This is a genomic window from Streptomyces sp. NPDC031365, from assembly GCF_055569765.1.
Map to the genome: position 1 here is coordinate 170,336 of NZ_JBVIIM010000016.1, position 12,392 is coordinate 182,727.

The window sequence follows — 12,392 nt, forward strand, 5'->3', positions numbered from 1 at the left end:
ACCCAGATGGTGTGTCTTGTGTGCTTCGTTCATCAGCACCAGCGTGGCGCGGGGCCGATGTTGTCGATGTGTCCGGCCGGACCCCAGGCCCAGGTGCCGTCCGTGAGGAGGTACCAGAGGGGGTTGCCGTTCACCTTGTCGCCGGGGACCTTGCAGAAGATCGAGACGACGTCGCCCTTGTGGGCGTACCGGATGATGTGCGAACCGCGGTTCGGTGCGGTGCGCAGGGCGAGCGACCTCGCCGTGACGCGGCCCTTGTACTGGCCCTGGTCGCCGTGGTTGCCGCCGGCCTGGGGGTTCGTGTCGCCGTTGCCGCCGGTGCCGCCCTGCTGGTTCGAACCGCTGTGCTGGTCGCCGTTGCCGCCGCCGCCCTGCTGGTCGCCGTTGCCACCGCCCTGCTGGTCGTGGTTGCCGTTCCCGCCCTGCGGATCGTGGCCGCCACTGTTGTTGCCGCCGCCGCCGTTGTCGGTGCCGTTCCCGCCCTGCTGGCTCCAGTTGCCCTGGTCGCCCTGGTTCGGGTCATCGGCGGCGAAGGCGGGGGTGACGGCCGTCGCGACCGCGAGGGCCCCGGCGGCGAGAGCCATGGGCAGTCGGTGGGTGAACGGGGGACGCGGGGCCATGGCAGTACCTCCATGTAGAGGGCAAAGTGGTCGAAGGTGACTTGTCGCCACACTAGGAGTGCCCCTCGGCACCCGCGCGCCCTGCTGCGCCATCGGGGACGCCGTCCCGGCGAGGCCCTGCTGATCGCCCTCGACCGCGACCCCGGCCCGCCGCGCCGCCTGCGTCCCGACCCGCGCCGCAGGGCGCTCACCGCGGAGCAGGTGGTGGGTGAGGCCCTGGACCGCATGGGCGGCGCGGGCCGGCACACCCTGCACTCGCTCCCGCTGCCCGGCGGCGACCGCATCCACCACCTGCTGATCGGCCCCGGTGGCCTGTACGCCGTCCACGCCCTGTACGCCCACAGGCAACGGGTGACGGTCGCGGGCCTCCGCATCGCCCTGGGCCGCCAGGAGCCGCTGCCCCTCCTGCGCCGCGTCCGCTCCGCCGCCGACCGTGCCGCCCGCGCCCTGACGGCCGAGGTCCGTCCGGTACTCGTCCTGGTCGGCGCGTCGGCCGTGACGGTCCCGGCCCCGCCCCGCGAGGTTCGCGTCCTGACGGATGCCGAGGTGGAGACCCTGACCCGCACGGGCGGAGTCCTGAAGCCGGCGGACGTGGAGGCCCTGCACGCCATGGCCCGGGACCGGAACACCTGGGCCCGGCTGTAGAGGGGCACCGTCGCCGGACTCCCGTGAGAGGGCTCCCGCCCCAGGACGCCCGGCCTGTGCCCCACCCACCACCCGACTCGGTGAGCTGAGGCGAGCTACGGCGCGGCGGCACGGGCGCCCTCCGGGCCGGTGGTCCGCCCGTGCTCGGGACGCCGTCCGGTGGCTGCCCGCGGCCAGGGCGCGGCGCCCTCTACGGGCGCGCGACAGCGATCGCCGGCCACAGGTGTGCGGCATGGGGGGCCAGGAGGGCCGGCTCCGGTGACGGGCCGCACCGGGTGGGCCGCCCCGTCGGCGGGGCCGTTCACGGCAGCGGGCCCGCGTGGGCCCGCTCCAGCAGGGGGGCCAGCAGGTCGCCGTGGTCCTGGACGCGGAGGCCGATGTCCGCGGCGCGGAAGGCCAGCCGGTCCGGGGAGCGGCAGTCCTCGACCTCGTCCCAGGTCACCGGTGCCGACACCAAGGGCTCGGGCCGTGCGCGCAGGGTGTACGGGGTGGCGGTGGTCTTCCGGGCGGCGTTCTGGCTCCAGTCCACGAAGACCTTCCCGGGCCGCAGACTCCGGGTCATCCGGTGCAGCGCGAGTCGGGGCATGGCCTTCTCCGCCTCCACGGCCAGCTCCTTCGCGTATTCGGAGACCCCTTCGGAGGAAGCGCCGCGCACCGCGGCGAGCAGATGCAGCCCTTTCGACCCGGAGGTCTTGGCGTACGCCTCGATGCCGTCCGCCGCCAGCCGCTCCCGCAGCCACACCGCGACCTCGCAGCAGTGCACGATCGTCGCCGGCGCCCCGGGGTCGAGGTCGAACACGATCCGGTCGGCCTGTCCGGGGTCCCCGATGAGCCACTGGTGTGTATGGAACTCGGCGACCAGGTTCGCCGCCCACATCAGGCTCGGCAGATCCTGCACCAGCACCATCCGGGCCGGCCCCTCGGACCTCGGCACCTCCGCGGTGGTGACCCAGTCGGGCGTACCCGGGGGCACGTTCTTCGTGAAGAACACCTGGCCGTCGGGCCCGTCCGGATACCGCAGGAACGACACCGGCCGATCCCGCAGATGGGGCAGCAGCACATCGGCGACGGTCGCGTAGTAGTGCAGTACCTCCGCCTTGGTGAACCCGGTGGCGGGATACAGCACCTTCTCCAGATTGCTGAGCGCGAGCCGTCGCCCCTCCACCTCGGTGATAGGCGCCATACGATGAGAATCCCACGCAAACCATGACAGACACTCCGACAGTGATCGGCAGACGACCGGAAAGGTGCTGCACGTGAGATCCATTTGGAACGGCGCGATCTCGTTCGGCCTGGTCAGCATCCCGATCAAGCTGGTGAACGCCACCGAGAACCACTCGATCTCCTTCCGCCAGATCCACACGGAGGACGGCGGCCGGATCCGGTACCGCAAGTTCTGCGAACTGGAGGACCGCGAGGTCACGGGCCAGGAGATCGGCAAGGGCTACGAGGACTCGGACGGCACGATCATTCCGGTCACCGACGAGGACCTGGCCGGCCTGCCGCTCCCCACGGCCAGGACGATCGAGATCGTCGCCTTCGTCCCGGAGGACCGGATCGACCCGCTGCAGATGGACGCCGCGTACTACCTGGCGGCGGGCGGGGCGCCGGCGGCCAAGCCGTACACGCTTCTGCGTGAGGCGCTGAAGCGGAGCAACAAGGTGGCGATCGCGAAGTACGCCCTGCGCGGCCGGGAGCGCCTGGGGATGCTCCGCGTGGTCGGTGACGCCATCGCCATGCACGGACTGCTCTGGCCGGACGAGGTCCGCGCCCCCGAGGGGGTGGCACCCGACACCGGTGTCACGGTCCGTGACAAGGAGCTGGACCTCGCGGACGCCCTGATGGACACGCTCGGCGAGGTCGATCTGGAGGACCTGCACGACGAGTACCGGGAGGCGGTCGAGGAGGTCATCGCCGCGAAGGCGGCCGGTGAGGCCCCGCCGGAGGCGCCCGCGCCGGAAGGGGGCGGCAAGGTCCTGGACCTGATGGCCGCCCTGGAGAGCAGCGTCCGCGCGGCCCGGGAGTCCCGTGGCGAGGCACCGGGGGAGGAGGCCGAGGTCAAGCCCATGCCCCAGCACGGGACCTCCCGCTCGTCGCCCAAGGACACAGGGGGCAAGAAGTCGACGTCGACGGCGAAGAAGAAGACGGCGTCCTCGACCCGGAAGTCGACGTCGAAGGCGAGCCAGGGCGAGAAGAAGACGACGGCGAAGAGCACGGCCAGGACCGCGGCGAAGAAGACGCCCGCGAAGAAGACCGCGGCAAAGAAGACGACCTCCCGCAAACGCTCCGCCTGACCCCTTCTGTCGCCCGCGTGTCCTCGCGGGCGCGTCAGGCGACCAGGCCGTGCCGGTAGGCGTACACGACCGCCTGGACGCGGTCACGGAGCTGGAGTTTGGCGAGGATGCGGGAGACGAAGGTCTTGACCGTCTCCTGGCTGATCACCAGGGAAGCGGCGATCTCGCTGTTGGACAGTCCCTCCGCGATGAGACGGAGGACCTCCAGCTCGCGGGGCGTCAGCGGAATGCCCCGCGAGCCGCCCTCGGCGGGCCGGATCCGGGCGGCGTACCGGCCCACGAGCCGGCGCGTCACGTCGGGGTCCAGCAGCGCCGCGCCCATGGCCACGGTCCGGATCCCGTGCAGCAGCCGGTCCGGTGGGGCGTCCTTGAGCAGGAACCCGCTCGCCCCGGCGCGCAGCGCCTCGTAGACGTACTCGTCCAGGTTGAACGTCGTCACCACGAGCACCTTGACGGGATCGGGGACCCCGGCACCGGCCATCAGCCGGGTGGCCTCGATGCCGTCGAGCACCGGCATCCTCACGTCCATCACCACGACGTCCGGGCGCACCTTCGCGGCGAGGTCGACGGCGGCCCGTCCGTCCCCGCACTCGCCCGCCACCTCGAGATCGGGCTGGGCGCCGATGATCGTCACCAGCCCGGTGCGGATCAGCATCTGGTCGTCGCAGACCAGGACCCGGATCGGCGCGGTGGCAGTGGCGGTTGCGGTGGTCACGACGGGCTCCCGGCGGATATCCGCGCCCGTACGGCGAAGCCGCCGCCGGGGTGACCGCCCGCGCCGAGCTCGCCGCCCGGGACGTCGAGCCGCCGACGGAGACCGGCGAGCCCTCGTCCGCTCCCGCCGGGCGACGCGACGATCCGTGACCCGGCACCGTCCGTGCTGACCTCCACGGTGATGTCCCTTTCACTGTCGTGCACTTGCACCGAAGTACGGTTTTCGTGAGCGTACTTGAGAGCGTTGGCCAGTGCTTCCCGCACGACCCGGTACGCCACCGTTCGGACGGATGACCCTACGCGAACGCTCCGGCGCGCGGTCGAGGATGACCGTACGCCGGAGCGCTGAAGCGCGGAGCCTCGGAGTGCGCGGAGCCCCGGAGCGTCCGGAGCCCCGGAGTGTCCGGGGTGTCCGGAGTCCCGGAACCCTGCCCACGCCCCATCCCCATCCCTATCCCTTCACGGCCCCCGACGTCAGCCCCCGGATGAACGACCGCTGCAGGGCCAGGAAGGCGAGCACCGACGGCACCATCGCCAGGAACGCGCCCACCAGCAGTACGCCGATGCCCACCTGGTCGTCCGAGCGCAGGGAGCGCAGCGCCAGTGGCAGGGTGTACTGCGCCGGGTCGGTGGCGACCAGCAGCGGCAGCATGTACTGGTCCCAGATCATCGTGAAGCCGAAGATGCCGATCACACCCAGGGCGGGCCGGCACAGCGGCAGGACGACCTGCCAGAAGATACGGAACTCGCCCGCACCGTCCAGCCGTGCCGACTCCTCCAGCTCCTTGGGGATCTCCTTCATGAACTCGGTCATCACCAGGATCGAGAAGCCCCACGCCGCCACCGGCACGATCATGCCGGCCAGCGAGCCGACCAGACTGATGTGCACCACCGGCAGATCCGCCAGCAGCACCGACAGCGGTACGGCCAGCACCTCCTCCGGCAGCATCATCGTCGCCAGGATGAGCACCAGCACCGCCGCGGAGCCCCGGAACCGCTTACGGGCCAGCGCGTAACCGGCGAAGACACTCACCAGGACCTGCAGGGCCAGGCCTCCGCCGACCACGATGAACGAGTTGAGGAGGTAGTCCAGAACGTTCCGGTCGATCGCCCGTTCCAGGTTGTCCAGGGACAACCGGTCGGGGAACAGCGTGAACTGCGTCGGATCCACGGTCGGCGTGAAGGCGCCGACCATCAGCGCCAGCAGCGGCCCCGCGAAGACCGCGAACAGGGCGGTGAACAGCACGAACCGCAACCCCCGGGCCCATGGCCCGCGTGCCTCCTGGAGGCCGAGCGCCGTCTCGTTCCTCATCGGGCCTCCCTCCGGCGCAGGCGCGACGCGATCGTCAGCGCCAGCAGAATCACGAACAACAGGACGGTTCCGGCCGCCGCGACCCCCAGCTCGTTGCGTTCGAGCCCGAGCTTGTACACGAGCGTCAGCAGCACTTCCGTCGAGCCGTCGGGCCCGCCGTTGGTGAGCAGGAACACCTCGGTGAAGATGCGCAGCCCCCGGATCGCGGCCAGGGTCAGCAAAATCGCGAACACCGGCCGCAACCCGGGCAGCGTCACGTGCCAGATCCGGCGGAAACGCGAGGCGCCGTCGACCGCCGACGCCTCGTAGAGCACCCGGTCCACGCCGGCCAGCCCCGCCAGGAAGATCATCATGTCGTACGGAGCGCCCCGCCAGATGCCGACGAAGGCGATGGACGCCAGCGAACTGTCCGGCGAGTTGAGGAACTCGCTGGGCCCCATGCCGAAGACGGACAGCACCGAGTTCAGCGCCCCGCCCTCGGCCGGGTAGTACATGACCCGCCACACCTCGGCCACCACCGCCATGGCCGTGACCACCGGAAGGAAGATGGCCGACCGGATGAACCACAGGGACCGGCTCTGACCCTCCAGCAGCAGGGCCAGCGCCAGCCCGATGACGATCGAGCCGGCAGTCGTGGCCACGGCCAGGACCAGCGTGTGCCACACGGCCGCCCCGAAGTCGGCGCTGCCCGCGATCTCGGAGTAGTTCTCGCCGCCGACATACGTGTTACCGAGGAACGGCCGGACTTCCTGGAAGCTCATCTGCACGGCCTGCGCCATGGGAATGAACTTGAAGTACAGGAAGAGCAGCAGGGCCGGCGCCAGGAAGAGCCATGGCGTCGCGGCCCGGCGCAACCGCATCTTCACCGGCGGGTCCGTACGGAGCGGGCGCCGGACGTCCGGCTTGCGCGACGCCCGCGCCTCGGTCACCGTCATCAGCCCTTGGCCTCCTGCTTCTCGAGCTCGGCGTCGATCTCGCCGGCCAGCTCGCCCATCGCCTTGCCCACGTCGCGCGAGCACTCGGAGACCACGCCGTTGAGGCCCTCGGAGGAGATCTGCCGGACGGTGGCCCAGTTGGGCATCGCCGCCGCGTTGCGGCCGGAGTCGTCGTAGACCTTCTGGAAGACGTCCCAGCGCGGGTCCTTCCGCTCGGCGGCGCCGTCCACCTTGGTGTTGACCGGCAGCCGTACGATGACGCCGCCGTTGTCGATCCCCATGCCGATCTTCTGACCGGCGGGGGAGGCGGCGAACTCGGCGAACTTCTGCTGCCCGCTCTCGTTGCCCGAGCCGGCCATCAGGTAGACGTTCTCGCCCTCCGCCAGGGCGGCACTGCCGCCGACGCCGGGCGGGGCCGCGACCACCTCGTACTTGTCCTTGCCCAGCGACCCGTCGAAGCGCGGCAGCATGTACGGCCCGGTCAGGTAGATCCCGCCCTTGCCGCTCTCGAACACGGTGTGCGTGGTGGAGGTGTCCGCCGTACTGGCGCCCGGCTGGACGACCTTGGAGTCACAGAACATCGCCTGGAGCTTCTCGACGGCCTTCACCGACGCGGGCTCGTCGATCGCGGCCACATAACCGTCGTTCCGCTTATTGACGAAGTCACCGCCCTCCGACCACAGCATGGTGGAGAACCACCAGGTCAGATAGCCGCGAGTGGTGGTCCCCGGTACCACCATCCCCGCGGTGTCGTTCCGTCCGTTGCCGTCCGGATCCTCCTTGGTGAACTTGACCGCCAGATCGGTCAGTTCGTCCCAGGAGGTGGGAATGTCCGCTCCCACCTTCTCCCGCCAGTCCTTGCGTATCAGCAGCGCGAAGGCCTGCGAGTTGAAGGGGACTCCGTAGTACTTGCCGTCGTATCCCTGCGCCGCCTGCCAGGCCCGGTCGGCGAGGTGGGCGCCCCCGGCCACGTCCTTGCGCTCGACCTCACGGACCAGCCCCTGGGTCACCAGGTTCCCCAGCTGGCCGGTGTCGTTGATGACGATGTCCGGCAGGTCCTTCTGCGCGGTGCGCTGCTGGAGCTTGGTCTCGAAATCCGTCGCACCGACGGCGACCAGCTTCGCCTCGATGCCGCTCTCCTTGGTGAACGCCTTGGTAAGGGCCTCCGCCGACTCCGCGGCGGGGCTGCCGGCGTCCTGCCGGATCCAGACCTCCAACGGCTGTGATTCATCCTGCTGTTGTCCCGATCCGCCTGAGGAACACGCGGTGGCGGTGGCGGCGAGTGCGAGAACGGCGGCGATGGCGCCGAACCGCCGCGCTCCTTCTGGCTTGCGGAGTTGCTTCGACACGGGAGCTCCGTCCATTCCGTACGGGCGAGGTGGCCGGACTCTACGCACAGACATGGCTCGAATCAATAGAATGAACGGAATTTACATACATGAACGACGAGGGGTGGGCGGAGCCCCGGAATCACGTCCGCTCCCACCCCCGCTGCCCTCGCACGGCACCATGGGACGCATGGCCGACGACAACCGGATCGTGAACACCCACCAGTTCGAGGCGTGGAACGGCTACGAGGGCCGGCACTGGGCCGAGCACCAGTCGCGCTACGACGGACTCAACGACCCCGCCAACGCCCCGCTCCTGGACGCCGCCCGCATCCGGGACACGGACAGCGTCCTGGACATCGGCTGTGGCAACGGCCGCCTCACCAGGCTGGCCGCCCGCACCGCGGCCCGCGCCGTCGGCGTCGACCTGTCCGCCCCCATGCTGGACCGGGCCCGCGCGAGCGCCGCCGACGAAGACCTCACCAACGTCACCCACATCCAGGCCGACGCCCAGATCCACCCCTTCGAACGCGGGTCCTTCGACGTCGCCCTGAGCCGCTTCGGGGTGATGTTCTTCGCCGACCCGGTCGCCGCGTTCGCGAACATCGGCGACGCCCTGCGCCCGGACGGCCGCCTGGCCTTCGTCTGCCCGCAGCCGGTGGCCGCCATGGACCAGTCAACGATCTTCACGGCCGTGTCCGAACACGTCGCCCTGCCCGACTTCTCGGAGAACCAGAAAACCGGTCCAGCCGCCTTCGCGGACCCCGCGCGCACCACACGGGTCCTCAGCGAGGCGGGCTACCAGCGGACAGTCGTCGCCCCGCTCGAAGTGCACCAACGCTGGGGCACCACCGCCCCGGAAGCGGCCGCCTTCCTCTTCGGCTGGGGCCCGATGCGCCACTGGCTGCGCGACGCGGCCCCCGAGTCGGTCACCCGCGCCCACCGGGCCGCCACGGACGCCTTCCGCGCCTACGAGACGAGCGAGGGCGTGCACCTCACGGCCCGCTACTGGCTGGTGACCGCCACCTGGCCGGGCACACCGGGGGAGCCCGCGTAACCGCACCGGGCACTCGAGCGAGGGGCGCGGGCGGCGCGGGCGCGGGCCTCGCCGTCGGAGGCGTCTTCTTCCTCTCCTCTACCTTCCGCCCCCGGCCGCACCGCCAGGACCACGTGACCCTGCCTCCGCCGACCGCCGCGGCCCCGCCCCCGGAACTGCGCGCGTAGGCGGGGCGAGCCGGAACGACGCGGAAGAGTCGTCATGCGCGACGGGGCGTGCCGGGACAGCGGCCACTTTCCCCTGCCTGTTCGCCCACGTGTGCCACTGAGCCCCGACGTCCGTGTGTTCTGAGCGGCAGCCGCAATCCCGTTTGCCGGGAATCCGGTGCCCGCTGCCGCCGGGGAGTGAGGATGGTGCGCCACCCGCCCGGAGTCGGCCCGTGGGCTCAGGTGAGGGCGGCCGCCAACAGGGCGAATGCGGCGATGATGACGGCTACGCGGACGTAGTGGAAACGGTCCCAGCGGTTCATCTGCTGCTTCCAGTCGGCGGGCCGGTTCTCGGGGGTCCACGTCTTGCCCTGGTTGTTGATCGGGACGAGCAACAGGATCGACATGATCACGCTGAGGATGAGCAGCGCGCCGGCGATGACGACGAGGCCGGCGCCGGGGCGGTGCCATCCGGCGATGGCCCACACCGTGACGAGGACGAGCGAGGTGATGTACCAGACCGGCATGACCGCGCCGAGCATCCGGCCCCCGTGGGCGCGGCCGAGTTGGCCACTGTCCTCTGGGAGTGCGTCGAGGATCCGGTTGACGACGAAGGCGACGGAGAACTCCACCCCCACCATCACGCCGACGACCACGGTGGTGAACACCTCGAGTGCGTTGAGCATGATGATCCTCCTGATATCTAGCATTGCTAGCCGATGAGGCAACGCTAGTACTACTGCCGCTCGATTGTCTAGCGATGCTAGGATCGAGTCATGTCGGTACAGGAACGCAAGCAGCGTGAACGGGCGGAGCGCGAGCGGCTCATCGTGGCGACAGCCCGCGAACTTGCCGAGCAGCAGGGCTGGGACGCGGTCACCACCCGCCGGCTCGCCGAGCGCATCGAATACAGCCAGCCCGTCCTCTACAGCCACTTCCGCGGCAAGCGCGAGATCATCGGCGCTGTCGCCCTCAAGGGCGCTGCCGAGATGGCCGCGGCGCTGCGGGCCGCGACCTCCGCCGCGGACGGACCGCGCACCCGGGTCGCCGCCCTCGCCCGCACCTACCTCGAGTTCGCCGAACGCAACCCGGCGGTCTACGACGCCATGTTCCAACTGGACGGCGGCCTGGCCTTCGCGAGCGAGGACACCCCGGAGCCTCTGAAGGACGCCTTCGCCGTCCTGCTGGAAAGCCTTGGCGAGGTCGCCGGGGACGGTGTCCACCCGGGACTGCTCACCGAGGTGTTCTGGGCGGCCCTGCACGGGCTGGCCACCCTGACCCGGGCGGGACGGCTGCCGCCGGAATACACCGAGCCGAGGGTGGAGCTGCTGGTCGACCGGCTTGCCGCCGTGCTCTGACACACCACGCTTCCGGCGCACGTGCGCCTCTGGCCTGCGAGCTGGTCGCGACGCTCCGGGAGCACATCAAGGAGTTCGGCACGGCCAGAGACAACAGCAGGCTCTTCCAGAATGAGCGCGGCGACGTGCTCGGTACCTCCAGCTACTGGCGCGTGTGGCAGGAAGCCCGACCGATCGCGCTTCCGCCAGACAAGGCGTGCTCCCCGCTCGGTCAGCGCCCGTACGACCCGCGGCACAGCGCGCAACCACGGCTACCAGCCCATAGCCTTCTCGATCTTCCTGTTAACCAGCTCCCCCGCATGTGTCACTACCCAGGGTGACCACTGAGCGAGCTCAGCTGGTTCCTCGTGTATACGCTCCGCCTCCCTGGCTACGCTGACCTTTGGTCACGGAGCGTATCCGTGAAGATCATGGTCTCACTGTGTCTACGTCTCAAATGGACCGAATTGTATAATGGCGAGCGGATCTTGCGTCTTCCCTCTCGAAAGCGAGAGGTTTGACGCAAGCCCTTGGGAGGGTGACACTGGTTGCGTGTTCTCTCTCGTATGCAAGAGGGAAGACGCAAGGAGGTGGGAACGTGGAGTACGTGTCCGTGAGGCAGGCTGCCGATGGGCTAGGAGTGCACGACTCACGTGTGCGTCAGCTGCTGCACGCCGGCAAGCTCCAAGGTTCCCGAGTGGGCGGCCGATGGCTTGTAGAGGCCGACAGCTTGCAGGATCGCAAGCGGGCTGCCCCTGAGTCGGGGCGACCGTTGTCTGCGCGCAACGCTTGGGGGGCTTTGGCGATCCTGTCTGGCTGTCGCCCGCTAGGCTTGTCGGACTCGGAGCGGTCCCGTCTCCACGCGCGGCTGCGGAGTCTTGCCGAGAGCGGAGAAGTCCCTGCCTCGCGGATCCGGAAGCTTCTTGCTTCAAGGGCTGACGTGAGGCGCTACCGGGTTCATCGGTCCCTGCTGCCAGCCCTGATCGAAAATAGGGACGTCGTGCGCGCTGGCGCGAGTGCAGCACCGCGAGTGGGAGCTGACTACGTAGCTCCAGGCCGAGCCGAAGTTTACGTGCACCCGGATCGAATTCGAGAGCTAGAGGAGGCCTTCGGCCTGGTGGCGGATGCCCAGCGAGGAAACCTGATCGTTCGAGTGCCGCCGGCCAGTGCTTGGCCGTTCCTGGTGCCAGATTCTCGAGCATCGCGCGAGGGACATGACGCCCCCGCTTCTGTGGTGGCGGTGGACTTGCTTGACGCGCAGGAAGATCGAGCCAGCGTCGCGGCGGAAGGCATCCTGAAACCGTTGCTGGCGTCCTCGGCGTTGGGTGGTCGGCGCAGAGGTGAGTGAGCCGAGAGTCCGCATCGTCTCGGACTTGCTGACAGGAACGGTTGCCGGGCTTTGGAGCACGCTCCTGGATCTGTCTGAGAGGGTGTCTAGTGACTGGACCCTGATCGGCGGGCAGATGGTGCTTCTTCACGGGCTGGAGCACGGCAGAACCCCGCCAGGCGTGAGCCTTGATCTCGACGTCCTGGCTGACGTGCTTTCCAATCAGAAGAGCCTCCGTCTGCTCGTTGCCGCGCTAGAGGCGTTGGGCTTCGAGTCGACAGGGGTCTCGCCTGAAGGCAAAGCGCACCGGTACAAGCGAGTTGATGGCGAAGGGGTGCTCGCGGTTGACCTCCTTGCTCCGGACAACCTCGGAGAGCGAGCCGATCTCACAACCACGCCGCCGGGTTCGACTTTGGAGGTGCCTGGTGGTCGGCAGGCAGTGCATCGGACCGAAGCTGTGACGGTTCAGCTGGATGGTCGGGTTGGGGTAATTTATCGCCCCAACTTGTTGGGGGCGATTGGAGGGAAGGCTGCTGCCTTGACCATCCCTACTGCCCCGAAGGACAAGCACTACCGGGACTTTGAAGTTTCCCCGTGATCTCGGACACGTGATCGCTATGCCGCGAGAGCGTGCTGGTGCCGTTGCCTGGTTTCGGCCGGGGTGAGGTAGCCGAACG

At 69.5% G+C, this 12,392-nt stretch carries 12 protein-coding genes and 2 pseudogenes; 6 read left to right on the plus strand and 8 right to left on the minus strand.

Annotated elements, in window-relative coordinates; all coding sequences use genetic code 11:
• Positions 1–32: 32 nt before the first annotated feature.
• Positions 33–620: an SH3 domain-containing protein gene (locus ACZ5C2_RS23610; RefSeq protein WP_468794266.1), complete on the minus strand. Its 588-nt coding sequence runs from the start codon at positions 618–620 to the stop codon at positions 33–35.
• Between the two features lie 102 nt (positions 621–722).
• On the opposite strand from ACZ5C2_RS23610, the pseudogene ACZ5C2_RS23615 reads away from it, so the two are divergent.
• Positions 723–1,265: pseudogene (locus ACZ5C2_RS23615) on the plus strand (nuclease-related domain-containing protein); the annotation flags it as partial.
• 301 nt (positions 1,266–1,566) lie between these two features.
• Here ACZ5C2_RS23615 and ligD read toward each other — a convergent pair.
• Complete coding sequence (gene ligD / locus ACZ5C2_RS23620) at positions 1,567–2,448, minus strand: non-homologous end-joining DNA ligase (RefSeq protein WP_468794269.1); 882 nt, start codon at positions 2,446–2,448, stop codon at positions 1,567–1,569.
• A 73-nt stretch (positions 2,449–2,521) separates the two neighbouring features.
• Here ligD and ku point away from each other — a divergent pair, with 73 nt between their 5' ends.
• On the plus strand, positions 2,522–3,559 hold the full coding sequence (ku, locus tag ACZ5C2_RS23625) for a non-homologous end joining protein Ku (protein ID WP_468794272.1): 1,038 nt from the start codon (positions 2,522–2,524) through the stop codon (positions 3,557–3,559).
• A 34-nt stretch (positions 3,560–3,593) separates the two neighbouring features.
• Here the strand turns inward: ku and ACZ5C2_RS23630 are convergent, their stop codons facing one another.
• The 5 genes and pseudogenes from ACZ5C2_RS23630 to ACZ5C2_RS23650 all read right to left on the minus strand — a co-directional run bounded on the left by ACZ5C2_RS23630 (position 3,594) and on the right by ACZ5C2_RS23650 (position 7,869).
• Positions 3,594–4,274 (minus strand): response regulator, encoded by a 681-nt coding sequence (locus tag ACZ5C2_RS23630; RefSeq protein ID WP_468794275.1) that lies wholly within the window; start codon positions 4,272–4,274, stop codon positions 3,594–3,596.
• Positions 4,271–4,564: pseudogene (locus ACZ5C2_RS23635) on the minus strand (ATP-binding protein); the annotation flags it as partial. The gene ACZ5C2_RS23630 and the pseudogene ACZ5C2_RS23635, both read right to left, overlap by 4 nt.
• Before the next feature lie 160 nt (positions 4,565–4,724).
• On the minus strand, positions 4,725–5,585 hold the full coding sequence (locus ACZ5C2_RS23640) for a carbohydrate ABC transporter permease (protein WP_468794278.1): 861 nt from the start codon (positions 5,583–5,585) through the stop codon (positions 4,725–4,727).
• The gene (locus ACZ5C2_RS23645) at positions 5,582–6,520 is read right to left on the minus strand and encodes a carbohydrate ABC transporter permease (protein ID WP_468794281.1); all 939 of its coding nucleotides are present in this window, start codon (positions 6,518–6,520) and stop codon (positions 5,582–5,584) included. The genes ACZ5C2_RS23640 and ACZ5C2_RS23645 overlap by 4 nt, the downstream gene beginning before the upstream one ends.
• A complete protein-coding gene (locus ACZ5C2_RS23650) occupies positions 6,520–7,869 on the minus strand; it encodes a sugar ABC transporter substrate-binding protein (protein WP_468794284.1) in 1,350 nt (449 codons plus the stop codon). Before ACZ5C2_RS23650 ends, ACZ5C2_RS23645 begins: the two co-directional genes overlap by 1 nt.
• A gap of 169 nt (positions 7,870–8,038) precedes the next feature.
• Here ACZ5C2_RS23650 and ACZ5C2_RS23655 point away from each other — a divergent pair, with 169 nt between their 5' ends.
• Positions 8,039–8,905 carry a class I SAM-dependent methyltransferase gene (locus ACZ5C2_RS23655; RefSeq protein WP_468794287.1) on the plus strand — a complete coding sequence of 289 codons (867 nt, stop codon included), beginning with the start codon at positions 8,039–8,041 and terminating at the stop codon, positions 8,903–8,905.
• A gap of 385 nt (positions 8,906–9,290) precedes the next feature.
• On the opposite strand, the gene ACZ5C2_RS23660 is transcribed toward ACZ5C2_RS23655, so the two are convergent.
• Positions 9,291–9,737, minus strand: coding sequence for an anthrone oxygenase family protein (locus ACZ5C2_RS23660; protein ID WP_468794290.1), 447 nt, complete (start codon positions 9,735–9,737; stop codon positions 9,291–9,293).
• Between the two features lie 90 nt (positions 9,738–9,827).
• Between ACZ5C2_RS23660 and ACZ5C2_RS23665 the strand changes: the two genes are divergently transcribed.
• From ACZ5C2_RS23665 to ACZ5C2_RS23675, 3 genes are all read left to right on the plus strand, one after another.
• The gene (locus tag ACZ5C2_RS23665) at positions 9,828–10,409 is read left to right on the plus strand and encodes a TetR/AcrR family transcriptional regulator (RefSeq protein ID WP_468794293.1); all 582 of its coding nucleotides are present in this window, start codon (positions 9,828–9,830) and stop codon (positions 10,407–10,409) included.
• A 592-nt stretch (positions 10,410–11,001) separates the two neighbouring features.
• A complete protein-coding gene (locus tag ACZ5C2_RS23670; RefSeq protein ID WP_468794318.1) occupies positions 11,002–11,736 on the plus strand; it encodes a helix-turn-helix domain-containing protein in 735 nt (244 codons plus the stop codon).
• A 25-nt stretch (positions 11,737–11,761) separates the two neighbouring features.
• On the plus strand, positions 11,762–12,313 hold the full coding sequence (locus ACZ5C2_RS23675; protein WP_468794296.1) for a hypothetical protein: 552 nt from the start codon (positions 11,762–11,764) through the stop codon (positions 12,311–12,313).
• The last annotated feature ends 79 nt before the right edge of the window (positions 12,314–12,392 follow it).

Bases quoted from the DNA above. Each gene is read 5' to 3' on its own strand.
- ACZ5C2_RS23610 (WP_468794266.1), bottom strand. From the start codon at position 620: ATGGCCCCGCGTCCCCCGTTCACCCACCGACTGCCCATGGCTCTCGCC.
- ACZ5C2_RS23665 (WP_468794293.1), top strand. From the start codon at position 9,828: ATGTCGGTACAGGAACGCAAGCAGCGTGAACGGGCGGAGCGCGAGCGG.
- ACZ5C2_RS23660 (WP_468794290.1), bottom strand. From the start codon at position 9,737: ATGCTCAACGCACTCGAGGTGTTCACCACCGTGGTCGTCGGCGTGATG.
- ligD (WP_468794269.1), bottom strand. From the start codon at position 2,448: ATGGCGCCTATCACCGAGGTGGAGGGGCGACGGCTCGCGCTCAGCAAT.
- ACZ5C2_RS23655 (WP_468794287.1), top strand. From the start codon at position 8,039: ATGGCCGACGACAACCGGATCGTGAACACCCACCAGTTCGAGGCGTGG.
- ACZ5C2_RS23640 (WP_468794278.1), bottom strand. From the start codon at position 5,585: ATGAGGAACGAGACGGCGCTCGGCCTCCAGGAGGCACGCGGGCCATGG.
- ACZ5C2_RS23645 (WP_468794281.1), bottom strand. From the start codon at position 6,520: ATGACGGTGACCGAGGCGCGGGCGTCGCGCAAGCCGGACGTCCGGCGC.